At 71.8% G+C, this 25,897-nt stretch carries 25 protein-coding genes; 10 read left to right on the forward strand and 15 right to left on the reverse strand.

Features of this window, described 5'->3' with window-relative positions; all coding sequences use genetic code 11:
• Positions 1–63: 63 nt before the first annotated feature.
• The 5 genes from ABEA24_RS34835 to ABEA24_RS34855 all read right to left on the reverse strand — a co-directional run bounded on the left by ABEA24_RS34835 (position 64) and on the right by ABEA24_RS34855 (position 6,039).
• Positions 64–1,281 carry a cytochrome P450 gene (locus tag ABEA24_RS34835; protein ID WP_345436362.1) on the reverse strand — a complete coding sequence of 406 codons (1,218 nt, stop codon included), beginning with the start codon at positions 1,279–1,281 and terminating at the stop codon, positions 64–66.
• A 23-nt stretch (positions 1,282–1,304) separates the two neighbouring features.
• The gene (locus ABEA24_RS34840; RefSeq protein WP_345436364.1) at positions 1,305–2,915 is read right to left on the reverse strand and encodes an FAD-dependent oxidoreductase; all 1,611 of its coding nucleotides are present in this window, start codon (positions 2,913–2,915) and stop codon (positions 1,305–1,307) included.
• A 147-nt stretch (positions 2,916–3,062) separates the two neighbouring features.
• Positions 3,063–3,719: a response regulator gene (locus tag ABEA24_RS34845; RefSeq protein ID WP_345436366.1), complete on the reverse strand. Its 657-nt coding sequence runs from the start codon at positions 3,717–3,719 to the stop codon at positions 3,063–3,065.
• The gene (locus tag ABEA24_RS34850; RefSeq protein WP_345436368.1) at positions 3,716–4,849 is read right to left on the reverse strand and encodes a sensor histidine kinase; all 1,134 of its coding nucleotides are present in this window, start codon (positions 4,847–4,849) and stop codon (positions 3,716–3,718) included. The genes ABEA24_RS34845 and ABEA24_RS34850 overlap by 4 nt, the downstream gene beginning before the upstream one ends.
• A complete protein-coding gene (locus ABEA24_RS34855) occupies positions 4,846–6,039 on the reverse strand; it encodes a sensor histidine kinase (protein WP_345436370.1) in 1,194 nt (397 codons plus the stop codon). Before ABEA24_RS34855 ends, ABEA24_RS34850 begins: the two co-directional genes overlap by 4 nt.
• Positions 6,040–6,173: 134 nt before the next feature.
• Here ABEA24_RS34855 and ABEA24_RS34860 point away from each other — a divergent pair, with 134 nt between their 5' ends.
• The 3 genes from ABEA24_RS34860 to ABEA24_RS34870 are packed head-to-tail and all read left to right on the forward strand — an operon-like array spanning position 6,174 to position 9,028.
• The gene (locus ABEA24_RS34860) at positions 6,174–7,085 is read left to right on the forward strand and encodes an ABC transporter ATP-binding protein (RefSeq protein ID WP_345436372.1); all 912 of its coding nucleotides are present in this window, start codon (positions 6,174–6,176) and stop codon (positions 7,083–7,085) included.
• On the forward strand, positions 7,082–7,927 hold the full coding sequence (locus tag ABEA24_RS34865) for a hypothetical protein (protein ID WP_345436374.1): 846 nt from the start codon (positions 7,082–7,084) through the stop codon (positions 7,925–7,927). Before ABEA24_RS34860 ends, ABEA24_RS34865 begins: the two co-directional genes overlap by 4 nt.
• A gap of 3 nt (positions 7,928–7,930) precedes the next feature.
• Positions 7,931–9,028, forward strand: a complete 1,098-nt coding sequence (locus tag ABEA24_RS34870; RefSeq protein WP_345436376.1) for a glycosyltransferase family 4 protein — start codon at positions 7,931–7,933, stop codon at positions 9,026–9,028.
• A gap of 72 nt (positions 9,029–9,100) precedes the next feature.
• Here ABEA24_RS34870 and ABEA24_RS34875 read toward each other — a convergent pair whose 3' ends face one another.
• Genes ABEA24_RS34875 through pdhA form a run of 3 tightly spaced genes read right to left on the reverse strand, consistent with a single transcriptional unit; the run spans position 9,101 to position 12,458 of the window.
• Positions 9,101–10,393, reverse strand: a complete 1,293-nt coding sequence (locus tag ABEA24_RS34875; RefSeq protein ID WP_345436378.1) for a dihydrolipoamide acetyltransferase family protein — start codon at positions 10,391–10,393, stop codon at positions 9,101–9,103.
• Positions 10,394–10,401: 8 nt separating this feature from the next.
• Positions 10,402–11,388, reverse strand: coding sequence for an alpha-ketoacid dehydrogenase subunit beta (locus ABEA24_RS34880; RefSeq protein ID WP_345436380.1), 987 nt, complete (start codon positions 11,386–11,388; stop codon positions 10,402–10,404).
• Between the two features lie 11 nt (positions 11,389–11,399).
• Positions 11,400–12,458 (reverse strand): pyruvate dehydrogenase (acetyl-transferring) E1 component subunit alpha, encoded by a 1,059-nt coding sequence (pdhA, locus tag ABEA24_RS34885; RefSeq protein WP_345436382.1) that lies wholly within the window; start codon positions 12,456–12,458, stop codon positions 11,400–11,402.
• A 140-nt stretch (positions 12,459–12,598) separates the two neighbouring features.
• Here pdhA and ABEA24_RS34890 point away from each other — a divergent pair, with 140 nt between their 5' ends.
• From ABEA24_RS34890 to ABEA24_RS34910, 5 genes are all read left to right on the forward strand, one after another.
• Positions 12,599–13,216: a GntR family transcriptional regulator gene (locus tag ABEA24_RS34890; protein ID WP_345436384.1), complete on the forward strand. Its 618-nt coding sequence runs from the start codon at positions 12,599–12,601 to the stop codon at positions 13,214–13,216.
• Positions 13,217–13,236: 20 nt separating this feature from the next.
• Positions 13,237–14,949 carry a DNA polymerase/3'-5' exonuclease PolX gene (gene polX / locus ABEA24_RS34895; protein WP_345436386.1) on the forward strand — a complete coding sequence of 571 codons (1,713 nt, stop codon included), beginning with the start codon at positions 13,237–13,239 and terminating at the stop codon, positions 14,947–14,949.
• 167 nt (positions 14,950–15,116) lie between these two features.
• On the forward strand, positions 15,117–16,244 hold the full coding sequence (locus ABEA24_RS34900) for a GNAT family N-acetyltransferase (RefSeq protein ID WP_345436388.1): 1,128 nt from the start codon (positions 15,117–15,119) through the stop codon (positions 16,242–16,244).
• Positions 16,245–16,257: 13 nt separating this feature from the next.
• Positions 16,258–16,617: a hypothetical protein gene (locus ABEA24_RS34905; protein ID WP_345436391.1), complete on the forward strand. Its 360-nt coding sequence runs from the start codon at positions 16,258–16,260 to the stop codon at positions 16,615–16,617.
• A 212-nt stretch (positions 16,618–16,829) separates the two neighbouring features.
• Positions 16,830–17,897, forward strand: coding sequence for an alpha/beta hydrolase (locus tag ABEA24_RS34910; protein ID WP_345436393.1), 1,068 nt, complete (start codon positions 16,830–16,832; stop codon positions 17,895–17,897).
• A 24-nt stretch (positions 17,898–17,921) separates the two neighbouring features.
• Here ABEA24_RS34910 and ABEA24_RS34915 read toward each other — a convergent pair whose 3' ends face one another.
• From ABEA24_RS34915 to ABEA24_RS34930, 4 genes are all read right to left on the reverse strand, one after another.
• Complete coding sequence (locus tag ABEA24_RS34915; protein WP_425551273.1) at positions 17,922–18,920, reverse strand: COX15/CtaA family protein; 999 nt, start codon at positions 18,918–18,920, stop codon at positions 17,922–17,924.
• 81 nt (positions 18,921–19,001) lie between these two features.
• Positions 19,002–19,499: a MarR family transcriptional regulator gene (locus ABEA24_RS34920; RefSeq protein WP_345436397.1), complete on the reverse strand. Its 498-nt coding sequence runs from the start codon at positions 19,497–19,499 to the stop codon at positions 19,002–19,004.
• Between the two features lie 126 nt (positions 19,500–19,625).
• Positions 19,626–20,165, reverse strand: a complete 540-nt coding sequence (locus tag ABEA24_RS34925) for an anthrone oxygenase family protein (protein WP_345436399.1) — start codon at positions 20,163–20,165, stop codon at positions 19,626–19,628.
• Positions 20,166–20,198: 33 nt separating this feature from the next.
• Positions 20,199–21,044 (reverse strand): NAD(P)H-binding protein, encoded by an 846-nt coding sequence (locus tag ABEA24_RS34930; RefSeq protein ID WP_345436401.1) that lies wholly within the window; start codon positions 21,042–21,044, stop codon positions 20,199–20,201.
• Between the two features lie 84 nt (positions 21,045–21,128).
• Between ABEA24_RS34930 and ABEA24_RS34935 the strand changes: the two genes are divergently transcribed.
• Positions 21,129–22,097 carry an alpha/beta hydrolase gene (locus tag ABEA24_RS34935; RefSeq protein ID WP_345436403.1) on the forward strand — a complete coding sequence of 323 codons (969 nt, stop codon included), beginning with the start codon at positions 21,129–21,131 and terminating at the stop codon, positions 22,095–22,097.
• 26 nt (positions 22,098–22,123) lie between these two features.
• On the opposite strand, the gene ABEA24_RS34940 is transcribed toward ABEA24_RS34935, so the two are convergent.
• The 3 genes from ABEA24_RS34940 to ABEA24_RS34950 are packed head-to-tail and all read right to left on the reverse strand — an operon-like array spanning position 22,124 to position 24,744.
• Complete coding sequence (locus tag ABEA24_RS34940; RefSeq protein WP_345436405.1) at positions 22,124–23,065, reverse strand: EamA family transporter; 942 nt, start codon at positions 23,063–23,065, stop codon at positions 22,124–22,126.
• A gap of 3 nt (positions 23,066–23,068) precedes the next feature.
• Complete coding sequence (locus ABEA24_RS34945) at positions 23,069–23,785, reverse strand: ABC transporter permease (protein ID WP_345436886.1); 717 nt, start codon at positions 23,783–23,785, stop codon at positions 23,069–23,071.
• A gap of 47 nt (positions 23,786–23,832) precedes the next feature.
• Positions 23,833–24,744, reverse strand: coding sequence for an ABC transporter ATP-binding protein (locus tag ABEA24_RS34950; RefSeq protein ID WP_345436407.1), 912 nt, complete (start codon positions 24,742–24,744; stop codon positions 23,833–23,835).
• A 99-nt stretch (positions 24,745–24,843) separates the two neighbouring features.
• On the opposite strand from ABEA24_RS34950, the gene argF reads away from it, so the two are divergent.
• Positions 24,844–25,854 (forward strand): ornithine carbamoyltransferase, encoded by a 1,011-nt coding sequence (argF, locus tag ABEA24_RS34955; protein WP_425551274.1) that lies wholly within the window; start codon positions 24,844–24,846, stop codon positions 25,852–25,854.
• Positions 25,855–25,897: the final 43 nt, after the last annotated feature.

Genomic DNA, 25,897 nt, shown 5'->3' on the forward strand with positions numbered 1-25,897 from the left:
GACGGCCGTCCGGGACGTCTCGTGCGCCGACGGCCGTCCGGGACCTCTCGCGCTCCGAACGGATCAGTCGGCGACGCCGTCGACGTCGACGAGGAGGTGGCGGGGCCCTCGCAGGCCCGCGCTGGGCCGGTACGGCGGCGGATCGGCGACGAGGCGGGGGTTCCGCAGCCGTCTCGCCAGCTCGCTCAGTGCGATCTGCGCCTCCAGCCTGGCCAGCGGAGCGCCGAAGCAGTAGTGGATCCCGGCGCCGAAACCGAGATGCTCGTTGTACCGGCGGTCCGGGATGAAGCGGTCGGGCTCGGGCACGTGCTCCGGGTCGCGGCTTCCCGCCGCCAGTGCCAGGGCGATGGGCGCGCCCTTGGGGATCGTGGTCCCGGCGATGTCGATGTCCTCCAGGGCGACCCGCGAGGAGATGAACTGCACCGGCGGCTCGTAGCGCAGCAACTCCTCGACCGTGTAAATGACCAGATCGGGCTCATCGCGCAGCCGGTGGATCAGCTCCGGATGGCGGAGGAGGGTCAGCATCCCGTTCGTGATCAGGTTGACCGTCGTCTCGTGCCCGGCGACCAGCAGCAGCGAGCCGGTGACCGCGACGTCGGCCGGCGACATCGCCCCGTCCGGGCCCTCGTAGCTGATCAGGCCGGAGAGCAGGTCGTCGCCCAGGTTCTTCCGGCGCTCCTCGGCGAGCCCGCCGAGGTACTGCTCGAGCTCGCGCTGCGCGTCCGTCCGTCGCCGCTCACGTTCGGCCCGGTCCGCCTCCCCGGGGCCGATCGACTCCGCGATGGCGTCGGCCCACACGTGGAACCGCGACTCGTCCTCACGCGGCACTCCGAGAAGCCGGCAGATCACGGTCACCGGGAACGGGTAGGCGATGTCGTCGACGATGTCGATCCGCGTCCGGTCCGCGACGCCGTCGATCAGGTTCCTGACGATCAGGACCAGCTCGGGCCGCAGGTTCTCTATCCGGTGCGGCGAATGCGGCGGACCGAAGTGGCGCATCGCCAGACGCCGGAGCCGGTCGTGGAGGGGCGGATCGGTGCTGATGAAGCCGGGCAGCCCCGTCGACTCCTCCTCGGATCCGGGCGTCCGCGCGAGGTTGCGACGATCGGAGCTGATGCGTGGATCGTGCAGCAGCGCGACGATCTCCTTGTAGCCGCTGACGAGATAGGTGCCGTCCTCCTGCCGCGCCACCGGTGTCCTGCGCAGCTCGGGGTACAGGGAGTACGGGTCGGCGCGGTTGGAGAAGTCGAGGATCTGCTCGAAGACGCTGGACGGTGCCATGGCGGCGCCTCCTCGTGACTCGTTCATCGGTCGCCGTGCACCAGCGTGGCGCGGCGCTCGGCCGGATCGTGCCCGGTCACCATGACGGTGACCTGTGTCGCCTCGAGCCGCTCCGGGATCTCGGCCGGGACCGGCCGCAGCGTCTCCGGCCGGTCGGCGGCGCGGAAGTCGGGCGGGAAGGGCGCGGCCCGCTCGATCAGGCCCTGGTAGAACTCCAGCCACATGGCCCGGTCGAACGTGACCGCGGCGGTGATACGCCCCCGGTAGCCGTAGACGGCGACGAACCGGCGCTCCTCCGTGGAGCCGTGCGCGATGACCACCTCGTCGGCGAAGGTCGGCACGCCGACGGACTTGATGCCGGTCCCGAACTGGTTGGACCAGAACACCGGCAGCGACAGGTGCGGCCAGCGATGCGCCTGGTCGCTGAGCATGTTGTGCGCGGCGATCTCGGCCTGGGCGACCGCGTTGCCCCAGTGCTCGAGCGTCATGAACTGGAAGTTGTAGACCGGGTGGGGGAAGCGCGCGACGTCGCCCGCGACGAAGACGTCGTCGGTGACCAGGCCGTTGATGTCGACGGCGCGGCAGCCCGCGTCGCAGGCCACCCCCCACACGCCGGCGGCCAGCCCCGAGTCGCGCAGCCACTCGACATTGCGGATCGCCCCGAGCGCGACGACCGCGACGTCGGCCTCCACCGTGTCGCCGTCGGAGAGCCGCGCGGCGCGGAGCCGACCGTCCGCGTCTCCCTCCAGGGCCTCCACCCTGACGCCGCACCTCAGGTCCACGCCGTGCGCGCGCTGCATGTCGGCCGCGACCTTGCCGATGACGCCGCCCAGCGCGCCGACGAGTGGCGCCGGACCTCGTTCGACGACCGTCACCGGGAGATCCAGATCCCGGCAGACCGACGCGACCTCCGAGCCGGTGAACCCGGCGCCGATCACCAGCACCCGGCGCGGGCGTGCGGCGAGACGCTCCCGGAGCCGAGACGACTCCTCGATCGTGCGCAGCGGGAGCACCCCGTCCAGCGCGGCCTCCTCCGGGTTGAACCACGGCCGGGCGCGCGCACCCGTCGCGATCAGCAGCCGGTCGAAGCCCACCTCCCGGCCGTCGGCGAGCCGCACCGTCTTGGCGGCCAGGTCGAGTCCGGCGGCGGCGACGCCGGGCAGCCATTCGGCGTCGACCTCGCGCAGGCGGGGGAGCAGGGTGTGATCTGCGGGCACCCGGCCGACCAGCACCTGCTTGGACAGCGGCGGACGGTCGTACGGCTCGTACGGCTCGTCTCCGATCAAGGTCAGCGAGCCGGTGAAGCCGTCGCGGCGCAGCACGCCCGCGGCCCGAGCCCCCGCCAGCGAGGCGCCGACGATCACGATCCGGCCGGTCTTCCGGAACCCGTCACCGACCGGAGGGGGGACGGCCGTGCCCGTCCGCATCCCTCGATGCTGGGTCGCCATCCGGTCGAGGTGGATGGCCTGCACCGGGCAGGCCGCCGCCGCGCGGAGGACGTGCTCGCGCTGCGCCTCGTCCGGGTCGGTGTCGTACAGCAGCGCCTCCTCGCCGTTCATGGCGAACACGTCCGGCGCCAGAAACGCGCACTGGCCGTACCCCTGACAGCGTGTGAGATCGATGATCACCCGCACGGCGCACTCCCCCCTGTCGTGCGCGACCGCCCGGCGAACCCGGCCCCACACCGGCGCGGCGGCCTTCCCCGTTGTCCGTCCGAGACCTACCCCGCGTTCCGGCCGTTTAGGCAGGCCACGGGCGCGGAGCCAGGGCGGTGGGGACCGTCAGCGGGAGGGCGCGACCAGGCCGGTCTCGTAGGCGATGATCACGAGCTGGATCCGGTCGCGGGCGTCCAGCTTGGTGAGCAGCCGCGTCACGTAGGTCTTGACGGTGGCGATGCTGATGACCAGCTCGGCGGCGATCTCGGAGTTGGACAGGCCGCGCCCGACGAGGGTCAGCACCTCGTGCTCCCGTTCGGTGATGCCGTCGAGCGTGCGCCGCCCGGGAACGGGCCCCGGGCGGCCGGCGAACTCCTCGATCAGACGCCGTGTGACGCTCGGCGCGATCAGGCCGTCCCCGGCGGCGACGACGCGGATCGCGGCGAGGATGTCGTCCAGCGCCATGTCCTTGACGAGGAACCCGGCCGCGCCGGCGCGCAGCGCGCCGTAGACGTAGTCGTCATCGTCGAACGTGGTGAGGACGACGACGTGCGTCGAGCCCGAACCGGCGGTGATCTTCCGGGTGGCCTCGATCCCGTCCATACCGGGCATCCGGATGTCCATCACGACGACGTCCGGATCGAGGCTCTGGACCAGCTCCACCGCCTCGGCGCCGGTTCCGGCCTCGCCGACGACCTCGATGTCGGGGGCGTCGGTGATGACCATCTGCAAAGCGGTGCGCACCAGCGGCTGGTCGTCGGCGAGGACAACGCGGACGGTCATGTCACTCCAGTCGGTAGGGGGAGGCGGGCCGTCACGCGGAAGCCGCCTTCGGGTCGTGGTCCGGCGGTGAAGTCTCCGTGCAGCAGGGCGACGCGTTCGCGCATGCCGACCAGGCCGTAGCCGGTGCCGGGGGCGGCGCCGTGACCGCGTCCACCGTCGGCGACGTCGATGGTCAGGTCCTCGTCCTGGTAGTCGATGGACACTTCGCAGGATCGGGTGTCGGCGTGGCGCACCACGTTGGTGACGGCCTCCTGGATGATCCGGAAGGCCGACAGGTCGACCTCCGGTGGGAGCGGGCGGGGTTCACCGCGCCGTCGGACGTCGACGCGGACGCCGGCGGCCGTGGTGGCCTCGGCGAGCCGGTCGAGGTCCGCCAGTCCAGGGAGATCGTGCAGCGGCGCAGCCTCCGATTCCGCCAGCCGGAGCGCGCCGAGCATCCGGCGCAGCCCGGACAGCGTGTCCCTGCTCGCGGTCTCGACCTCGCCGAGCGCCTCGCGGGCCCGGGCGGGCTGCGTGTCGATGACCCGCTTGGCCGCGCCGGCCTGCAGGGCGACGATGCCGATGGTGTGCGCGACCATGTCGTGCAGTTCGCGCGCGATGCGGAGCCGCTCGGCGGTGACGGCGTCGGCCACCGCGCGCGAACGCAGCGCCGCCGCGTGCTCGCGGCGCTCGCGGAGCAGCCTCCCGGCCATGAAGGCCGTGGCGATGGCCAAGACGGCGATCTCGACGTTGGTAAGGAGGTCCTGCCCACTCGAGAAGCCGGCGATGGCGAGCACCTGCACGACGAGTGACAGCACGACGGCGACGGTCGACACCCGCGAGGCCCGCGTGGCGACGATGAACGCCACTGCCAGGTCCACCGCCAGAAACGGGAGAAACGGGGATCGGCCGCTCTGGTACCCAGGCCCGGCGAACGCGACGACGAAGACGCAGCCGAGGAGCATCATGACCAGCGCGAGCAGCGGTCTCCGCCGGAGCACGCCGATCAGCAGGCTCATCGACAGCATCGCCGCGATGGCCTGGGAAGGGCTGTAGTACGGTTCGCTGCCCGACCCGGCCACCTGTGACCAGGCGAGCGCGACCGGGAACAGGACGGCCCCGCCCCAGCCTGCGATCCCCCGAATCCTCATGCGACACCTGCCGGCAGGGGCAGGCGGGCCGTCACACGGAAGCCGCCTTCGGGGCGTGGTCCGGCGGTGAAGTCTCCGTGGAGCAGGGCGACGCGTTCGCGCATGCCGACCAGGCCGTAGCCGGTGCCAGGGGTGCCGCCGTGGCCACGCCCACCGTCGACGACCTCGATGGTCAGCTCTTCCTCCCGGCAGTCGATGGAGACGGTGCAGGATCGGGTGTCGGCGTGCCGTACGACGTTGGTGACGGCCTCCTGGATGATCCGGAACGCCGACAGGTCGACCTCCGGTGGGAGCGGGCGGGGCTCTCCCCGCCACCGCACGTCGACCCGGACACCGGCGGCCGTGGTGGCCTCGGCGAGCCGGTCGAGGTCCGCCAGTCCGGGGAGATCGTGCAGCGGCGCCGCCTCTGATTCCGCCTGCCGGAGCGCGCCGAGCATCCGCCGCAGCCCCGACAGCGTCTCCCGGCTCGAAGTCTCCACAGCCTTCAAGGCGTCCCGTGCTCGGGTGGGCTGCGTGTCGATGACTCTCCGCGCCGCTCCGGCCTGCAGGGCGACGATGCCGATGTTGTGGGCCACCGCGTCGTGCAGCTCGCGGGCGATGCGGAGCCGCTCGGTGGTCACCGCCTGCGTGGCGGCCTGGACGCGCATGTCCTCGGCGTGCTCTCGCGCCTGGTGCGTCGAGTTGCCGATGAGCCAGGCGATGGCGGCGGTCATCGCCACGGCCAGCTCCGTCGAGGTGCCGATGATCCACCCGCACAGGAGCCGGAAGGCCAGATACCCGGCCAGTGTGACGAAGACCAGACCGGCTGCGGTGCGCGAGGTCCGGCGTCGCCCGGTGGCCGCGATGAACCACAGGGCGACGTCGACGGAGAGGAACTGCGGCACCGGGATCGCGCCGACGCTCAGCGGGAGTGTCCCGAGGACGGAGCCGGCGAGCAACAGGCCGAGTGCCGTGAGCGGTCGCCGCCGCAGCAGGCCGCTGCCGATCAGCGTGAGCACGGTGGCCACCACCAGCATCGCCCGGCCGTCCCACCGATAGAAGAGGACCCCGGCCTGGACCGAGGGCAGGCCCTCCCCGGGCAGCCGCACGCGGATGAGGAACGTGAACACCGTGCCGGCGCACCAGGCCGCGGCCGTCCACGCACCCGGCGGAACGCGCCTGAGCAGGGGAGAAGAGGGCACGGCGGACATGCCCGAATCGTAATGGCGTGATCTCCATGGCGGCATCGGACCACGGGTGTACGACCACGGTCGGTACGCGGGTCCCGGGAATGCCGACGACGGCTCGATGTGCGGAGAGCCCGGCCCGCGACACCGTTGGCCGCGTGATCGAAGTGAGCGGACTGACGAAACGCTACGGCCCCAAGACGGCCGTCAACGGCCTGACCTTCACGGTGCGTCCAGGACATGTCACCGGGTTCCTCGGACCCAACGGCGCCGGTAAGAGCACGACGCTGCGGATGATCCTCGGGCTGAACGAGCCGACCAGCGGAACGGCCACCGTCGCCGGCCGCCCGTTCCGCGACCGCCCGCGCGGGCTGCGGCACGTCGGGGCGCTGCTCGACGCCCAGGACGTGCACGGCGGCCGCACCGCGTACGCACACCTGTCCGCCCTCGCCCGCGGCAACCGGATCCCACGGACCCGCGTGGACGAGGTCCTGCGGGAGGTGGGCCTGACCGAGGTCGCGCGTCGCCGCATCGGAGGCTTCTCCCTCGGCATGAGGCAGCGGCTCGGCATCGCCACCGCCCTGCTCGGCGACCCGCCCGTCCTGCTGTTCGACGAACCGATCAACGGCCTTGACCCCGAAGGCGTGCGGTGGGTCCGCGGCCTGTTCCGGCGGCTGGCCGCCGAGGGCCGGACCGTGTTCGTCTCCAGCCACCTCATGAGCGAGATGGAGCACACCGCCGACCACCTCATCGTCATCGGCCGGGGAGAGCTGATCGCCGACGAGAGCCTGGCGGAGTTCGCGGCCCGCGGCACACCCCAGAGCGTGACCGTGCGCACTCCGGACGCCTCCTCGCTGACGGCCGTCCTGACCGCCGAGGGCGCGTCCGTCCGGCCGGACGGCGATCGGGCGCTGACGGTCACCGGCCTGAGCGCCGTCCGCATCGGCGAGCTCGCCTTCCAGCACCGGATCATGCTCCACGAGCTCGCCCCTCGTACCGCCTCGCTGGAGGAGGCGTTCATGGAGCTCACCGCCGACAGCGTCGAATACCTCGCCGGAGACACCCGATGACCGCACCGACCATCACCGCCCGCCCGGCCGAGCCCCGCGCCCGGTTCCGTGATCTCCTCGCCGCCGAGTGGACCAAGCTCTGGTCCCTCCGCTCGACCTACTGGACCCTGCTCCTCAGCGGGCTCGCCATCATCGGGCTGAACGTGAACGCCGCCGTCGCCGACCACCACAACTGGCCGCGCTACGACGCCGACATCCGCGCCATCTTCGTCCCGATCTGGGCGATGCGCGACGCCTTCACGCAGATCGCCGGCCTGATGCTCATGCTCGCCGCCGGCAGCGTCGGCGCGATCACCATCACGGGCGAGTACGGAACCGGGCTGATCCGTACGACCTTCGCGGCCGTGCCGGCCCGCCGTTCGCTGGTGACGGCGAAGCTGATCGACGTGACGGTGGTCATGCTCGGCTACGGGACGGTCGTCGCGGGCGCCTCCTTCTGGGCGAGCCAGGCCATCCTGTCGGGCCGCGGCGTCGGCATGTCGATCGGCTACCCCGGAGCGTTCCAGGCGGTCGCGGCGTCGGCGGTGCTCGCGCCGGTGTGCGCGCTCGTCGGCATGGGCATCGGTGCGATCATCCGGCACAGCGCGGCGACCATGGTGGTCACCACGGCGGTGCTCCTGCTGCTTCCGATGTGCTTCACCGACCACTACCGCTGGACGGCCGACATCAAGCACGCGCTGCCCGCCATGGCCTGGGGACGCCTGATCGACCTCGGCTACGGACGCTTCGGCTTCACCGTCCGCCGACCGACGACGACCACCGAGGCCTGGATCGTGCTGGCCCTGTGGGCGCTCGGCGCGGCGGCCGTCGCCATCACCGTCGTCCACCGCCGCGACGTGTGACCCATGGGATCCACCCTCATCGTCACCAACGACTTTCCGCCGCGGTTGGGCGGCATCGAGACGTTCGTCTACGAACTGGCGCGCCGGTTCCCGCCCGGCGAGGTGGTGGTCTACACGTCGCGTGAACCGCACGGGGACCGGTTCGACGCGGGGCTGCCGTTCCCGGTGGTGCGGGACCGGGCCCGTACGCTGCTGCCGACGCGTGAGGTGGCCGCGACGGCGGTGGCGCTGGCGAAGGGGTACGGCTGCGACCGGGTGTGGTTCGGCGCGGCCGCGCCGCTGGGCCTGCTCGCCGGCCGGCTCGGCCTGCCCTCGGTCGCCACCACGCACGGCCACGAGATCTGGTGGGCGTCGTTGCCGGGGTCGCGGCAGATGCTGCGCCGCATCGGTGACCAGGTCGGCACCGTCACGTACCTGACCGGATACACGAGGCGGCGGATCGCCCGGGCGTTCGGCCCCCGGACGCGCACGACCCGGCTGGTGCCGGGCGTGGACACCTCGGTGTTCCGCCCGGACGCCGACGGCGCGGCGGTCCGGGAGCGGTACGGCCTGGGGGACCGGCCCGTAGTCCTGAGCGTGTCACGGCTGGTGCCGCGCAAGGGCCAGGACCGGCTGATCAGCGCGCTGCCGCTCGTACGCCGCGCCGTGCCGGACGCGACACTGCTGATCGTCGGAGCGGGACCGTACGAGGACCGGCTGCGCCGCCTCGCCGGGGACGGGGTGGTGTTCGCGGGCGGGCACCCCCACCATGACCTCCCGCCGTTCTACGCTGCCGCGGACGCCTTCACGATGCCGTGCCGGAGCCGGTTGTCGGGCCTGGAGGTCGAGGGGCTCGGGATCGTCTTCCTGGAGGCTGCCGCCGCCGGTCTGCCGGTGCTCGCCGGGGACTCCGGCGGTGCCCCGGACGCCGTACGCGACGGGGAGACCGGCCACGTCGTCGACGGGCGGTCGGTGCCGGCCATCGCCGACCGGCTGATCGAGCTGCTGACCGATCCGGGCGCGATGGGGGAGAAGGGTCGCGCGTGGGTTCGCGCGGAGTGGAGCTGGGACCGCTCTTACGAGCGCCTCCGCGACCTGCTGGCGCGAGCGGCCGTCCGGTGAGTCGGCGACGGTCCGCGGCCGGAAGGCGCCCCTCCACGTCGGCCGTGGAAGGGCGCCTTCGGCGTACGCGGCTCAGGCCACGATGCGGAGCGGGTTCTCCAGCAGTTCGGCCAGCTCGCCGAGGAACTTCGCGCCGGTCGCGCCGTCGCAGGCCCGGTGGTCGACGGACAGCGTGAGCGTCAGCCGGTCGCGGGCGACGAACTCACCGTCGTCGCCGACCACGACGTCCTTGTGGGTCCCACCGACCGCGAGGATCGCCGCCTCCGGCGGGTTGATGACCGCCGTGAAGGAGTCGATCCCGAACATGCCGAGGTTGCTGACGGTGAACGTGCCCCCGGACATCTCCTGCGGGGTCAGACGCTGCTCGCGCGCTCGCCCGGCCAGCTCCCGGGTCTCCTCGCCGATCTGCGACACGCTCTTGCGGTCCGCGTCACGGATCACCGGGACCACCAGGCCGTCCTCCAGCGCGACGGCCACGCCGACGTTCACCCGCTTGTGCACGAGGAGGTTGTCCTCGGTGAACGAGACGTTCAGCACCGGGTTGGCGCGCAGGGCCGTGGCGCACGCCTTGACGACGAGGTCGTTGACGCTGACCTTGGCCGGGTTGAGGGCTTCGTTCAGCGTCTTGCGGAACGCGAGCAGCGCGCCCACGTCGACGATCCGCGTCAGGTAGAAGTGCGGCGTCGTCTGCATGCTCTCGGTGAGCCGGCGGGCCGTGACCTTCCGGATCCGGCTCAGCGGCACCCGCTCCACGTCCGGGTCCTCGGCCACCGCGGGCGCGGCGGGGGAGGGGGCCTGCGGAGCGGGCGCGGGGGCAGGCGCCGGGGCGGCCGGGGCGTTCTTCAGCGCGGACTCGATGTCGGCGCGGACGATCCGGCCACCGGGGCCGGAGCCGGTCAGCGTGGCGAGGTCGACGTCGTTCTCCCGCGCGAGCCGGCGGGCGAGCGGGGAGGACGGCGGGCGCGACCGCGTGCCGTTGGCCGGCGCGGTCTCGACGCTCTGCGCCGGTACGGGCGCGGTCGCGGCCGGAGCGTCCGTCACGGTCGCCGCCGGAGCGGCTGCGGCCTGGCCGGTCGCGGCGGAGGTCTCCTCGGCGGCGGGCGCCTGCCGCGCGGCGGGGACGGCCTCGCCCGCGCCGACGAGGGTGGCGATGGGCGTGCCGATGGCGACGGTCTCGCCCTCGGCGACCAGGATCTCGCCGAGCACGCCGTCCTCGTACGCCTCGTACTCCATGAGGGCCTTGTCGGTCTCGATGTCGACGAGGGACTCCCCGGCGGTCACCTTGTCGCCGGGCTTCTTGTGCCAGGCACTGATGACGCCTTCCTCCATGGTGTCGGAAAGGCGCGGCATGAGAATGTCGGACATGGATCTTCCTAACGGCCGGTCGCGCGGACGGTGTCGCGGACGGCGGTGACGAGCGATTCGGCCGACGGCAGGGCGGCCAGTTCGAGCGGCTTGGAATAGGGCAGCGGCACCTCGGCCATGGCGACCCGGCGGACCGGCGCGTCGAGCCAGTCGAACGCGCCCTCCTGGATCGTCGCGGCGATCTCGGCGCCGATGCCGTACGTGAGCCAGTCGTCCTCGGCGACGACGGCGCAGCCGGTGCGGCGGACCGACTCGACGACGGTCTCCCGGTCGAGCGGGCGCAGGCTGCGCAGGTCGACGATCTCGGCGTTGATGCCGTCGGTGGCGAGTTTCTCGGCCGCCTCGGCCGCGACGCGCGCCATCCGCGAGTACGCGACGATCGTCACGTCGGTGCCCGGCCGGGTCACGGCGGCGCGGCCGATCTCGGCGGGCTCGAGGTCCTCGGGCACCTCGCCGCGCGTGTTGTACAGCGCGAGGTTCTCCAGGAACAGCACCGGGTCGTCGTCGCGGATCGCCGCCCGCAGCATCGCCGACGCCTCGGCGGGCGTGCTCGGTGCGAGGACCTTCAGGCCCGGGATGAACGAGTAGAACAGCTCGACGTTCTGCGAGTGCGTGGCCCCGAGCTGCTGCCCGCCGCCACCGGGCGTGCGGATCACCATCGGCACGCTGCACTGCCCGCCGAACATGCCGTAGATCTTCGCCGCGTGGTTGACGATCTGGTCGAGCGCCAGCAGCGAGAAGTTGATCGTCATGATCTCCACGACGGGGCGCAGGCCCAGCATGGCCGCGCCGATCGCGGCGCCGACGAAGCCCTCCTCGGCGATCGGGGTGTCGCGGACGCGCTTCGGCCCGAACTCCTTGAGCAGCCCCTCGGTGATCTTGTAGGAGCCCTCGAAGACGCCGATCTCCTCGCCCATGACGAAGACGTTCTCGTCGCGCAGCATCTCGTCGCGCAGGGTGTCCCGGAGGGCCTGGCGGTAGGTCATGGTCGCCATGTGGATTCTCCTCAGAAGACCGGGTCGGCCGGCAGGCGGCGGGACTCGCCCCGTACGGGGGTGGCGTAGGTGTAGTCGAACAGCGTCGACACGTCCGGGTGCGGGCTGTCGTCGGCGAACGCCGCGGCGTCGTCGACCTCGGCCTTCACCTCGGCGTCGAGCTTGTCTCGGGCCTCCGCGTCGAGGACGCCGGCCTCCTCCAGCTCCAGCGCGAAGTGGGCGAGCGGGTCGGCGGCCTTGAGGGCCTCCTTCTCCTCCGCCGTGCGGTAGCGGGCCGGGTCGACCACCGAGTGGCCGCGCAGGCGCGGGCTCGTCGTCTCCAGCAGGAACGGCTTGCTCTCGCTGCGGGCCCGCTCGACCGCCGCGTGGGCGGCCTCGCGTACGGCGAGGACATCGGCGCCGTCGACGCGGGCGCTCTCCATGCGGTAGGCGGAGGCCCGGCGGTACAGCTCCGGCTCGGCCGAGGAGGCCTCGACCGTGGTGCCCATGCCCAGGCCGTTGTTGATGACGACGAACACGATCGGCAGATCCCACAGGGCGGCCATGTTCAGCGACTCGTGGAACGCGCCGATGTTGGTCGTGCCGTCGCCCATCTGGCACATGACGACCTCGTCGCCGCCCTTGTACGACACGGCGAGCGCCGCGCCCGTGGCGAGCGGGAGCTGTCCGCCGACGATGCCGTATCCGCCGAGCAGCCGCGTCTCCAGGTCGAACATGTGCATCGACCCGCCCCAGCCCTTGGACACGCCCGTGCTGCGGCCGTACAGCTCGGCCATGACCCGGCGGGCGTCGATGCCGCGGGCGAGGGCGTACCCGTGCTCGCGATAGTTCGTGAACAGGTAGTCACGGGGATCCAGCGCCGCCATCAGCCCGGTGACCGTCGCCTCCTCGCCGAGGTTGAGGTGACAGTAGCCACCGATCTTGGCTTCGGTGTACGCGCGGGCGGCGCGTTCCTCGAACCTGCGTATCAGCAGCATTTGCCGGTAGTACGCGACGAGCGTCTCCGGCTCGGGTCGCGCCTTCCGGCTCCGGGTCCGGCGTGCCGGAGTCCTCGTCTTGGTGTCACCCATCGAGGTCTTCCCTTCGTGCTCGGGCGCTGCGATGGGGTTCCCATGACTTGCGCCCATACAATCAGGAGGCGATCAATGATCGATCATAGATCAGTCATAATAGAGTCCGACCACGTTAGCGGGGGCTACCATTGAGTAACATGAACGCCTCTCCCGCATTGGTGCGCACCGGTCTCGGCGACCAGATCCGCCAGGTGCTCATCGACGGCATCACGTCCGGCCGATGGGCACCGGGTGAGCGTATCGTCGAGCGCCGCATCGCCGTCGAGCTCGGCGTCAGCCAGGCGCCCGTCCGGGAGGCGCTGCGTCACCTCGAGGCCCTCCGGCTGATCGAGACGCTGCCCAACCGCGGCGCGAGAGTGCGCGATTTCACAGACGAGGACCTCGCCGAGGTCTTCCCCGTCCGTGCCGGGCTGGAGGAGACCGCCGCCGACCTCGCCGTCCACCGGCTGGCCGGCCAGGTCGACGCGCTCGAGGTCCACATCGAGCGCCTCGCCGCCGCGACCGACCTGGGCGAGGTCATGCGGCACAGCATCGCGTTCCACCGCGAGATCGTGGAGGCGTCCGGCAACCGCCTGCTCCGCTCGGTGTGGCAGTCGCTCGGCATCGAGGTCTGGACGACCCTGTCGCTGCGGCGCCGGGGCACCGAGCTGTGCGGCAAGGCCGCCGAGCACACCGACATCACCGAGGCGTTCCGCCGTCAGGACCCGGCCGTCGGCCGCATGGTCCACGCCCACGTCATGAGCTACGCCCCGTAGATACTTCTAGGATCGAAGGCATGGGGCGCCCTAACGACGACGTCGCGGCTCTGTTCCAGGAGTTCGCCGACCTGCTCTCGATCACCGGCGAGGCGGCGTACAAGGTGCGCGCCTACGAGAAGGCGGCGCGCGCCATCGGCGGTTATCCCGAGGATGTCACGCGGCTCGACCTCAAGGGCCTGCGGAAGATCCCCAACGTCGGCGAGGCGATCGCCAAGAAGATCCTCGACTACCAGGAGACCGGCACGATCCGGCAGCTCGAGGCGTTGCGCGAGCGCATCCCGGCGGGCGTGCGGGCCCTCACCGAGATCCCGACCCTGGGGCCGAAGAAGGCGATGGTGCTCTACGAGGAGCTGGGGATCTCCTCCGTGGAGCAGCTCGCCGAGGCGATCCCGGCCGGCCGGCTGAACGGCCTCAAGGGCTTCGGCGCCAAGACCGAGGAGAACATCCTCCACGGCATCGAGCTGCTGCGGCACGCGGGGGAGCGGGCGCTCATCGACGTCGCCACCGAGCTCGCCGAGGAGATCGTCGCCGAGCTGTCCCCGCTCGCGGGGCGGTGCGCGTACGCCGGGTCGCTACGGCGGTGCCGCGAGACGGTCGGCGACATCGACATCCTCGCCACCGCCGAGGACTCGGGGCCGCTGATGGCGGCGTTCATCGCCCTGCCGTTCGTCACCGAGGTGATCGGCAGCGGTGAGACCAAGACCTCGGTCCGTACGGTCAAGGGGCTCCAGGTCGACCTGCGCGTCGTGCCGCCGGAGGCGTGGGGCGCGGCACTGCAGTACTTCACCGGGTCCAAGGCGCACAACGTCCGCACCCGCGAGATCGCCGTCCGCGCGGGCCTGAAGCTGTCGGAGTACGGCCTGTTCTCCGTCGAGACCGGCGAGCTCATCGTGTCCGCCACCGAGGAGGACGTCTACGCCCGGCTCGGGCTGCCGTGGATCCCGCCGCAGCTGCGCGAGGACGAGGGCGAGATCGAGGCGGCGCTGCGCGGCGAGCTGCCCCGCCTCGTCGAGCTCGCCGACCTCTGCGGCGACCTGCACACCCACACCGACCTGACCGACGGCGTCGCCTCGCTGGAGGACATGGTCGCCGCCGCGGCCGCGCGCGGCAACGCGTACTACGCGATCACCGACCACGCGCCGAACCTGTCCATGCAGCGGATGACGGACGAGAAGATGCTCGCCCAGCGGGAGGCCGTGCGGGCGCTGCAGGGGCGCTACCCGGACATGGCGCTGCTGCACGGCACCGAGCTGAACATCGACCCCGACGGCGAGGTCGACTGGCCGGCCGAGTTCCTGGCGGGCTTCGACATCTGCGTCGCGTCGGTCCACTCGCACTTCACCCAGGACCGCGAGGCGATGACCCGCCGGATCGTCCGCGCGGTGGAGAACCCCCACGTCCACATCCTCGGTCACCCCACCGCCCGCAGCATCGGCCGCCGCGCGTCCGTCGACGCCGACTGGGACGCCGTGTTCGCGGCGTGCGCCCGGTCCCGGACGATCCTGGAGATCGACGCCTTCCCCGACCGCCTCGACCTGCCCGCCGACCTGATCCGGCACGCCCGGCGGCACGGTGTGAAGTTCGCCATCGACAGCGACGCGCACGCCCCTGGCCACTTCGACAACCTCCGCTACGCCGTCGGCACGGCCCAGCGCGGCTGGCTCACCCCGGACGATGTCGTCAACACCTGGCCGTTGGAACGCCTGCGGGCGTACCTTAATGCCGGCTGAACATTCCGATATGCGCCGCCGGCGGGGCGATGACGTTTTCATAACGCAAGGAAATGAAATGATCACCCGATGATCTGATCGGCTAGCGTGGCTCCGTTCGAGCAGAACGGAGTGAATCTCCCTTGGGTGTAGGTATCGGCCACAGGGGGCGGATCGGCGATCCGGAGGTGACGAAAGTCGCCACGGCCGAAGCCGTATCCGCCGACGAATGGGACACCCTGATCGGGCCCGATGGGTTCTATTCGAGCCACGGATGGATCCGTTCGCTGGAACTCGCGCACGGCGCGGACCCGGTGATCGTCGCGAGGGCCGGAGGCGGCATCGCCGGTGTGGCGCCCACCTGGGGCGGCGATCCGGCCGACCGTGAGCTGTTCTCCCTCAGCGCACTCGCCGGTGGCCTGGCCGGGCCGTGGGCCCGGCCGTTCCTGTGGCTCGGCGGCCGGAGGGCGACCGCCAACACGGTGCCGTGCGCCCCCGGAGAACGGCGGGAGGCCGTTCTCCGCGCGCTGTTGGCGGAGGCGCGTGCGGAGGCCCGGCGCCGAGGGGCGGCCGGGGTCGTCTGGCCGTACCTGCCGGGGCCGGCAGCGAGCGAACTGGCCGGATCGGCCTCCGGCGCCCGTGCCCTGCTGCAAACGGCGGACACGATGCTGCACGTTCCCGCCGACGGCATGGACGGCTTGGCGGACACCGTCCGGCACGAGGACCGCAACAAGTGGCGGCGGGAGTCGAGAGCGTTCAAAGCGTACGGCGGCGTGGTCGAATGGCGATCGCTGGCCGACGCGGGACCCGACCGGGTCGCCGAACTCATCGCGGGAACACGGGCACGGTACGGATCCGGCGGCGGCATCGAGTGGATGCGCCGCGTGCTGGCCGCCCAGCAGACCGCGGGGGTGGCACGTCACGCCGTCGTCTGCCTGGCCCGACATGAGGGCCGGATCGCCGCCGCCGCCGTCTTCTACCGGCATCACGATTGGCTCTACGGCCGTTATTGGGGAGCTGATGAGGATGCCCCACCGTTCACTTATTACGTTCTGACCCATTACGCGGCGGTGAACTGGGCCGCGGCTCACGGTTTTCGCCGGATCCATCTGTCGGTGTCGGCGTGGGAGGCCAAGGCCCGCCGCGGTGCGCGACTGTCTCCGCTGGCGATGGTGGTCGCTCCGGCGGATGGCCTGCCCGACCTGGTATCCGATGCCGACGCCGCGGCGCGCAACTCCCGTGTCGCGGGTTCCTGGCGCGAACGTTTCCGGTCCCGCCCCGAGGCGCTCGACGTCTCGTGGGAGCAATGGTTCTGAGAGAGGGCATGAAGTGATCCATCTGGTGTACACGTTCCGGCCGACCCCCTACGCGCAGGAGAATCTGCCGGATTTCTGGGAGTGGGTACGGGAACGTGAAGAGTGGTTCTATGACGGGCTCGACATGGTGCTGAAGACGGATTGGTTCGTGCGCACCATCGGCCCCGACGTCCACTGCGTCGAACACTTCGTCACGTTCGCCGACGAAGCGGCCTGGGGCGCCTACCGCCGGGCTGTGGCGGCCCAGAGCCGCGATCCGAAGTGGGAGGCGCGCCGCACCGAGCAAGGCCGGTGGTACGACATCCTGGACGCACGGATCCTGAGCGATCCGCCGGTGCGGCTCGGCCGGACCTCGACGGTCACGCCTGCGTGATCGTGTGATCGCGCCACCCGGTGCCCCCGCCGGGACGGCCACGCGGCAACCTTCACGTCAGGTGAACGCGGAGTACACGCGAACGACACCTGTGATCAAGCAAGAGAGAACCCGAGCGCCTCTACGATCGGCCCGCGACAGACGCATATTGAGCCGCCGTCCAGCTTTCGTTCCGGCGATGCTCAGTTCAAACGCCTTCGGGGAGGCCACGGTTGAGTCTGCTGGGCTGGCCGCTGCTCGTCCTGTCGATCCTGCTCGCGCTGACCGCGCCGGTCGGCTGCGCGCTGCTGTGGGGACGGGTACGCGGCATGGCCGCGTGGCCGACGAGGATCTCGCTGATCGTGGCCAGCCAGCTGACGGCGGTCCTCGTCGCGGGCGTCGGCCTGAACGACCACTTCGAGTTCTTCGCCTCGTGGAGCGATCTGACCGGCCAGAACGGCGCCGACGCGCCCATCCAGCAGCAGAACGGCGGATCAGAGCCCCTGGCGCGCGGCCTGTCCAAGCGGCTCCGCAAGGACTTCCGCCCCGACCACGGGAAGGACACCTTCTCGGCCACCCTCGTGGGCGCCAAGTCGGGGGTCCGCAGCAAGATCTGGGTGTGGCTGCCGCCGCAGTACCAGCAGCACCCGCAGCAGCATTTTCCCGTCGTGGAGCTGTTCCCCGGTTTCCCCGGCACGCCGGTCACCTGGCTTCACACCATGCAGGGGCCGAAGAAGCTGCAGGAGGCGATGAAGAAGGGCGCCGCGCAGCCGTACATCCTCGTCGCGCCGACCATCACCGTGGTCCCCGGCCACGACACCGAGTGCGCCAACGTGCCGCACGGCCCGAAGGTGGCGACCTGGCTGGCCGAGGACGTCCGCCGCATCGTCACCGAGAACTTCCGCGCCCTGCCCGGCCGCGACGCCTGGGGGACAATGGGCTACTCGACGGGCGGGTACTGCGCCGCCAAGCTCCCCGCGCAGTACCCCCACCTGTTCCGCGCGGGCGTCAGCCTCTCCGGCTACTTCACCCCGTCCACGGCGGCGCTCGCCCGGGTGCCGGGGGAGAACGTCCCCGAGCTCCTGCAGACCAGGCGCCCGCCCGTCGACCTGCTCCTGACCGCCAGCAAGCAGGACCCCGGCACCACGACCGCGGTGAACACGATGGTCCAGGCGGCGAAGCCGCCCTCGATCGTCTACACCTACATCGTGCCGCGCGGCGGCCACAACACGGGGGTCTGGACGGCCATGCTCCCCAAGTGCTTCCAGTGGCTCACCACCAAGCTCACCCACGCCGCCTGAGCCCGCCTGCGGCGAGAGCGGAGGTCAGGTGCCGAGCGAGGCGGCCGGAGCGGCGTCGCGGGCCTCGGCCGGAGGCTCCGGGGCCGGAAGCGCCGGCATGGGGCCGCGGTCGCGGAGCGCGAAGACCACGCGCAGGGTCGCGATCCACACGAGCGCCGCGCCCAGGACGTGGGCGACGACGAGGGCGCCCGGGACGTTGGTGAAGTACTGCACGTAGCCGATGACGCCCTGCGCCAGCTCGATCACCAGCAGCTCGAGCGCGCGCCGCTGGACGTGCTTCGGGGCGCTGGTGAGGCGCAGGCCGAGAAGTAGGGCGAACGTCAGGCCGACCGTGGCCCAGACGATGTCGACGTGCAGCTGGGCGACCTGCTCGATCTGGAAGTCGTAGCGCCGGGCCTTCGGGTCGCCGGCGTGCGGTCCGGTGCCGGTCACCACGGTGCCCGCCACCAGCAGCAGGAAGACCACACCGGTCAGGGCGCGCCCGAGCCAGACCAGCTCCTGGCGGACGATAGGCCGGGCGGGCTCGTCTCCCTCGCCCGCGCGCACCCACAGCACCACGGCCGCCGCCAGGATCGCCGGCGACAGCAGGAAGTGCACGGTCACCGAGACCGGATGCAGGTCGGTCAGCACGACGATCCCGCCGACGATCGCCTGCGCGACGACGCTGAGCGGCTGGATCGCGGCCAGCCGCACGAGGCCCTTGCGCCGGGGCCGCAGCCGCAGCGCCGCGACGAACACCAGCGCGCCGAGCGCGAGCACCAGGAAGGTCAGCATCCGGTTGCCGAACTCGATCGCCATGTTGACGGCCGAGTGCTCCGGAGTGTGGGTCGGCACCAGGCTGGTGCCGGTGCACTTCGGCCACGTGGGGCAGCCGAGGCCCGAGCCGCTGACGCGCACGGCCGCGCCCGTCGCCATGATCAGGGCGTTGCCCGCCACGCTCGCCAGCGCGAGCCCGCGCAGGGAGGCGGGCGTGGGACGCCACACGAGGTCACGGAGCCGGGTCAGCGGGTTATCGGATCGCACGTCCCTCATCGTACGAGCGCCCGCCCATGCCCCGGATCCGGGTCCCTCTCGACGATTCGGGTCCGGGTCGGCTCGGCCGGGTCAGTCGCTGGCCAGCCGGTCGGTCGCCTCATGACCGGCGTCGATGGTACGGCGCAGGAAGCCGGCGAGCAGCTCGAGTTCGGCGTCGGTGTACTCGGCGCAGATCTCCTCCATCGAGGTGTTCATCCCCGAGTAGAGCTGGAAGAGCTCGGCGTTCCGGTCGCGCAGGGCGCGTACGGCGACGGCCCGGCGGTCGGTGGCGCCGGGGTCGCGTTCGCGGGTGACCCAGCCGCCGCGCTGGAGCCGGTCGAGGATGCCGGTGATGGTGGCCGGGTGGAGCCCGGCGCGCCGCGCCAGGGCGGTCGGGCTCAGCGGGCCATGGCGGTTGATGAGGTCGAGACAGTGCAGGTCGACGTCCTTGAGGTCGGCGCGCGCGCCGACCTGGTGGTTGAGCAGGGACAGCTGGATGCTCAACTCGCGCAGCGACTCTCTGATCGTGGCGGTAGTCCGCCGCCGATGCCGCGCCGCGTCGGCGTCCTGGGACGTCATGGACGCCATGGCGTGCCGCCTCCCGCGCAATGCGATGTCCGAGCCATATGGCGCGAGTTTAGAGCGTATCCGGACCGATGTCCGGCCGGCCGTGTCGCGGTCGTCCCGCGTACCGGCCGGGCATCCGTCCGGACGTCAGCGCGCGGCGGGGGCCGGGGGCCGGCGCGAGGCCTCGTCCCTCGCGGGCGATTCGGGACCGGCGGGCATCCTCTGCATCGCCGCCGTTCCCAGGAGCGCGAACGCGAGCACGGCCGCGCACGTCCGCACCGCGTGTGCGATCTGCCAGCGATCACGGACGTGCGCCCAGTCCGCGGGAGGCGCGTGCACGTTCCAGCCCGCCTGGTCGCTGTTGATGGGGAGGTTGAAGATCAGCGTGGTGACGAAGACGGTCGCGAGCAGGCCCAGCGCCGCCAGCGTCAGCCAGAACGCGCGCCCTCGTGAATTGATCGCGGAGATGACCACGATCGCCGTGGTGATCAGCGCGGGGATGAGGGTGACGGAGGCGAGGATGTCCAGTCGGTCGAGCTCGACCTGCCGGACCTGGGCGTATACGAAACGGTCGTAGTGCCGCAGGGACGACTCCAGCACGAGGACGCAGACGAGGAACCCCGCGAACAGCCCCCCGAAGGTCAGGCTCAGGAAACGGAGGAGCCCGACGAGCGGACGCTTTCTCATGGCCGGTATCCCTTCCGGTCGCTCATGCCGTCGTCAGCCCTGGAAGGCGGCGGCATGGTCGGCGACCCACTCGGCGAAGGTCCGGGCGGGACGACCGAGGACCGTCTCCACGTCGTCGGTGACGGCCTCGGCCGGTCCGGCGCCCCGGGCGTACCGGGCCAGAAGGGCCTCGACGAACGGCTGCGGGAGGCCGCGCTGGACCAGACCCCGCGCGAACACCTCCGGCGGGACCTCCTCAAAGCGCAGCGGCCTGCCGATCACGTCGCCGATGACGGTCACGACCTGCTCGTGGGACAGGGGCCGCGGGCCGGTGAGCCGAAGCCTCCGGCCCGCCAGGCCGCCGTCCAGCAGCGCGCGGGCGCCGACCTCCGCGATGTCCCTCTCGTGGATGAGCGGTTCGGCGAAGCCGGCGTACGGGCCGCGTACGACGTCACCGGCGCGGACCTGAGGAGCCCAGGTGCGGAGGGCGTTGACGGCGAAGCCGGCGGGCCGCAGGCTGACCCACTCCAGTCCGCTCGCGACGGCGGCGTCCTCGGTCTCCTTGTTCCTGTCCCCCTGGAAGCGGGACGGCTGCTCGGCCGGGTCGTCGTCGACGTTGATGGCCGCGAGCGCCACCACCCGCTCGGCGCCTCGCTCCCGGGCGAGTGCCAGGAGATCGCCGGCGGCCTGCCCGGCGGCCCGCGGGTGCAGGAACACGGCGGTGACGCCGTCGAGGAACGCGGCGATCGTGTCGGGCCTCGACGGGTCGCCCGCGACGACCTCGACGCCCGCGGGGAGACCGGCGGTTTCGGGGTCGCGGGTGACGGCGCGCACCTTGGCGCCCGCGCCGGCGAGCAGGTCGACCAGGGGACGCCCGATCGTGCCGGTGGCTCCGGTCACAAGAATCACGATGATGCCTCTCTCTGAGAGTGATATGTAAAACGTATACTATGAGTTCCATATGAATCCAACAGGGGAGGCCGGGTGCGGGTTTCAGCGCAGCGGGAGAAGGTTCGTTTCGTCAGCGGCGGCGTCGAGTGCGCCGCCTGGCATTACCCGGGCGCCAACGGCGCCTGCGTGATCATGGGCGCGGGCGGCGCGGTGACCAAGGAGCCGGGCACCGATCCGTTCGCCGAGCGTCTGAACGACGCCGGGTTCGCCGTTCTGGCCTTCGACTACCGGCGGCTAGGGGAGAGCGGCGGCCGGCCGCGCCAGATCGTGCGGATCGGCGAGCAGCTCGCCGACTGGGAGGCGGCGATCACGTTCGCCGCGACCCTGCCGGGGGTCGCACCCGACCGGATCGCGATCTGGGGATTCTCCCTGTCAGGCGGTCATGTCCTCCGGGTCGCGGCGGACGATCCGAGGGTGGCGGCGGCGATCGCGCAGACGCCGCTCGCCGACGGCCCGGACGCCACGAGGAAGGCGGGCCGTCACCAGAGACCGTCGGCGATGCTGCGGTTCACCGGCCGGGGCCTCCTCGACGCCCTCGGCGGCCTCCTCGGCCGCCCGCCCCTGCTCGTCCCGCTCGCCGGCGAGCCGGGGACCGTGGCGATGCTCACCACCCCGGACGGCCTCGACGGAGACCGGGCGCTCAACCCCGGCAACCGGTATCCGGACTGGCAGCAGGTGATCGCCGCCCGCTCCGCGCTCCGGATCCCGTTCTACCGGCCCGGCCGCCACGCGCCCCGCGCACGGTGCCCGCTGCTGGTCGTGGTGTGCGACCAGGACCAGACCGCTCCACCCGGCCCCGCGATCCGCGCGGCGGAGCGAGCACCCCGCGGGGAGCTGGTCCGCCTGCCCGGCGGGCACTACGCGCCGTTCCTGGAGGCGCACGAGCAGGCGGTCGAGGCCGAGCTGTCCTTCCTGCGACGGCACCTGATCGACCGTGCGGCAGCGGAAGAGCCCGCCGCCGACGTCACAGATTCCGCACCACGCCGCAGAGGACAGGGGTGAGGACCGTCGAGCGGTCCGGGGTTCCGTCAGGCCTCGGGGGCTTCGGGCGGGGATTGCTGGAAGCGGGTGGCGCCGACGCAGGCGGCGATGACGCAGCCGATCGCGAGCCACTCGCGCCACTGCAGGATCTCGCCGAGGAAGACGAGGCCGACCAGGGCGGCCACCGCGGGCTCCAGGCTCATCAGGATGCCGAACACCCGGGCCGGCATGCGCCGCAGCGCCTCCAGCTCCAGGGTGTACGGGATGACCGAGGACAGCAGGCCGACACCGAGGCCGATCAGCAGGACCTTCGGGTCGAGAAGCGCCGATCCGCCGGTGGCGATCCCGACCGGCATCATGGCGGTCGCCCCGACGACGCTGGCGATGGCCAGGCCGGTGGACCCGGAGAACCGCTTGCCCGTCGCCCCGCTCAGCACGATGTACACGGCCCAGCCGACCGCCGCGAGCAGCCCGAACGCCACCCCCGTCAGCGGGATGTTCCCGCCGCCGCGGGCGAGCAGCGCCACCCCGCCCAGCGCCATGACCGCCCAGAGCAGGTCGAGTCGGCGTCGCGACGCGACGATCGCGACGGTGAGCGGCCCGAGGAACTCGATCGTCACCGCCACGCCGAGCGGGATCCGGGCGATGGCCTGGTAGAAGCTGAAGTTCATGCCGGCGAGGGTGAGGCCGAACAGCACGGCGATTCCGAGGTCACGCCAGGAGTGCGCGCGGCGCAGGTCGCGCAGCGCGGAGCGGGTCATCACCGAGAGGACGATGGCCGAGGTGAGCAGGCGCAGCGTCACGATCGCGTCCGGGGAGATCTGGCCGAAGAGGTTCTTGGCCAGGCCGGCGCCGACCTGCACCGAGACGATGCCGAGCAGGATCAGAGCGGGCGGCGGGACGGAGCCGAGGGACAGCCGGAGGCCGGCCGGGCGGGAACGGAACCATCCGGCCCGGTCGTAGGAACCCGGGCTTTCAGCGAGCGCCATGCGTCACTCCCACGAGAAGAAGCGCGCGGCGAGGGCCAGGCCGAGCACCGCCCACACGGCAAGGATCACCAGGTCGCGGACGGGGAACCCGGCACCGTGCTGCAGTACCTGGCGCAGCCCGTCGGCGAGCGCGGAGATCGGTAGCAGTTCGAGTACCGACCGTACGCCGCCGGAGAACTTTGTCAACGGAAATATGACGCCGCCCAGGACGAGCAGGAGCAGGTAGACGAGGTTGGCGGCGGCCAGGGTGGCCTCCGCGCGCAGGGTGCCCGCCATGAGCAGCCCGAAGCCGCTGAACGCCGCCGTGCCCACGATCAGCAGCAGGATGACGGTCGCCGGGTTCCCGTGCGGGCTCCAGCCGAGTGCGAACGCCACGACGCAGAGCACGATCGCCTGCAGGACCTCGACGGCAACGACGGTGAGCGTCTTGGCGGCGATCAGCCCGGACCGGGGGAGCGGCGTCGCGCCGAGGCGTTTCAGCACGCCGTACCGGCGTTCGAAGCCCGTCCCGATCGCCTGCCCGGTGAACGCGGTGGACATCACGGCGAGCGCCAGGACGCCGGGGGTGAGGAAGTCGACCCGCTTGCCCGCGCCGACGTCGAGCAGCGGCGCGGCGCTGAACAGGATGAGCAGCGCCACGGGGATGATGAGGGTGAGCAGCAGCTGCTCGCCGTTGCGCAGCAGCGTGCGCAGCTCGTACGCGGTCTGGGCCCGGATCATCCGGGACGCCGGCGCCGCGCCGGGCGAGGGGGCGAAGGTCAGGTCCGTCACGAGCGGAGCTCCCGTCCGGTCAGTTCGAGGAACACGTCTTCCAGGGTCCGCCGCTCGATCCGGAGGTCCTCGGTCATGACGCCGTTGGAGGCGCACCAGGCGGTCACGGTCGCCAGCAACTCGGGCACGAGATCGCCCTCGATGACGTAGTGCCCGGCCGGCGACTCCTTGGCCATGGTGGCGGGCGGCAGCGCGGACAGCAGCTCGTCCAGGCCGAGTCCGGGTCGCGCCCGGAAGCGGAGCTGGCGCTCGGCGCCGGTCAGCGAGGACGGCGGGCCCGAGGCGATGACCGTCCCGTGGTCGACGATCACCACCTGGTCGGCCAGGCGTTCGGCCTCGTCCATGTGGTGGGTGGTGAGGATCACCGCGACGCCGGCGGCCTTGAGGTCCTCGACGAGCTCCCACGTCGCGTGCCGGGCCTGGGGATCGAGGCCGGCGGTGGGCTCGTCGAGGAAGACCAGCTCGGGGCGGCCGACCACGGCGGCGGCGAGGGCCAGCCGCTGCTGCTGGCCGCCGGACAGGCGACGGTACGGGGTGCGGGCCGCGGCGGTGAGGCCGAGCCGTTCGAGGAGCGCGGCGGGGTCGAGGGACGCCGCGTAGAAGCTCGCGATCAGGCGCAGGAACTCCCCGGCGCGGGCGTTGGTCGGCACGCCCCCGGACTGCAGCATCACGCCGATGCGCGTCTTGAGCTCCGGGTCGCGGGGGTCGCGGCCGAGGACGCGCACGGTGCCCGCGTCGGCGCGCCGGTAGCCCTCGCAGATCTCGACCGTGGTGGTCTTGCCCGCTCCGTTGGGGCCGAGGAGGGCGGTCACCTCGCCGTTCCGGGCGTCGAATGAGAGGCCGTCGGCCGCGGTGACGATGCCATAGCGTTTGACCAGGTCATTCACTGCGACGGCGAGGGGTTCCATGCCCCCGAGTCTAGGAGGGCCGGTTCGGCGCGAGGCAGGGACCCCGGAGATCGTTCTGAATATCGATTCAGAGTGGCGCATAGTGATACGGTCTGGGTCATGTCATCGGGAGGTCACATGCTGCGCGGCCGGAGCTTCCTCAAAGAGCTCGATTTCACCGCGGAGGAGTTCCGCTCGCTCGTCGACCTGGCCGGCGAGCTGAAGGCGGCCCGTCGCGCGGGCACCGAGCGACCCCGCCTGACCGGCCGCAACATCGCGCTGATCTTCGAGAAGACCTCGACCCGCACGCGCAGCGCGTTCGAGGTCGCGGCGCACGACCAGGGCGCGCACGTGACCTACCTGGACCCGTCGGGCTCCCAGATCGGGCACAAGGAGTCGGTGAAGGACACCGCACGGGTGCTGGGCCGGATGTTCGACGGCATTCAGTACCGCGGCAGGCGCCAGGCGGACATCGAGGTCCTCGCCGCGTACGCCGGCGTGCCCGTGTGGAACGGTCTCACGGACGAGTGGCACCCGACCCAGAGCCTGTGCGACGCCTTCACGATGGCCGAGCACGCGGCCAAGCCCCTCGATGAGATCGCCTTCGCCTACCTGGGCGACGCGCGCAACAACATGGGCAACTCCCTGCTCGTCATGGGCGCCCTGCTGGGCATGGACGTCCGGCTCGTCGCGCCCGACGGGCTGCTGCCGTCCGCCGAGGTCCAGGCCGCGGCCCGCGGCCTCGCCGAGCGCAGCGGCGCCCGGATCACCCTGACGGACGACGTCGCCGAGGGCGTGCGCGGCGCCGACTTCCTGCACACCGACGTCTGGGTGTCGATGGGCGAGCCGAAGGAGGTCTGGGCCGAGCGGATCGCGCTGCTCAGGCCGTACCAGGTCAACGCCGAGGCGCTCGCCGCGACCGGGAACCCGTCAGTGCGGTTCATGCACTGCCTTCCGGCGTTCCACGACCGGGAGACGACGGTCGGCGAGGAGATCTACGTGCAGTTCGGCCTGGAGGGGCTCGAGGTCACCGACGAGGTGTTCGAGTCGGAGGCCTCGATCGTCTTCGACCAGGCCGAGAACCGCCTGCACACCATCAAGGCCATCCTGGTCGCGACCCTCGCCGGCTGAACCCGCCCCCAGGCCGTCGCGGCGACGCTTCGGCGATCGTCTA

The organism is Actinoallomurus vinaceus, assembly GCF_039542055.1.
Classification (GTDB): Bacteria; Actinomycetota; Actinomycetes; order Streptosporangiales; family Streptosporangiaceae; genus Actinoallomurus; species Actinoallomurus vinaceus.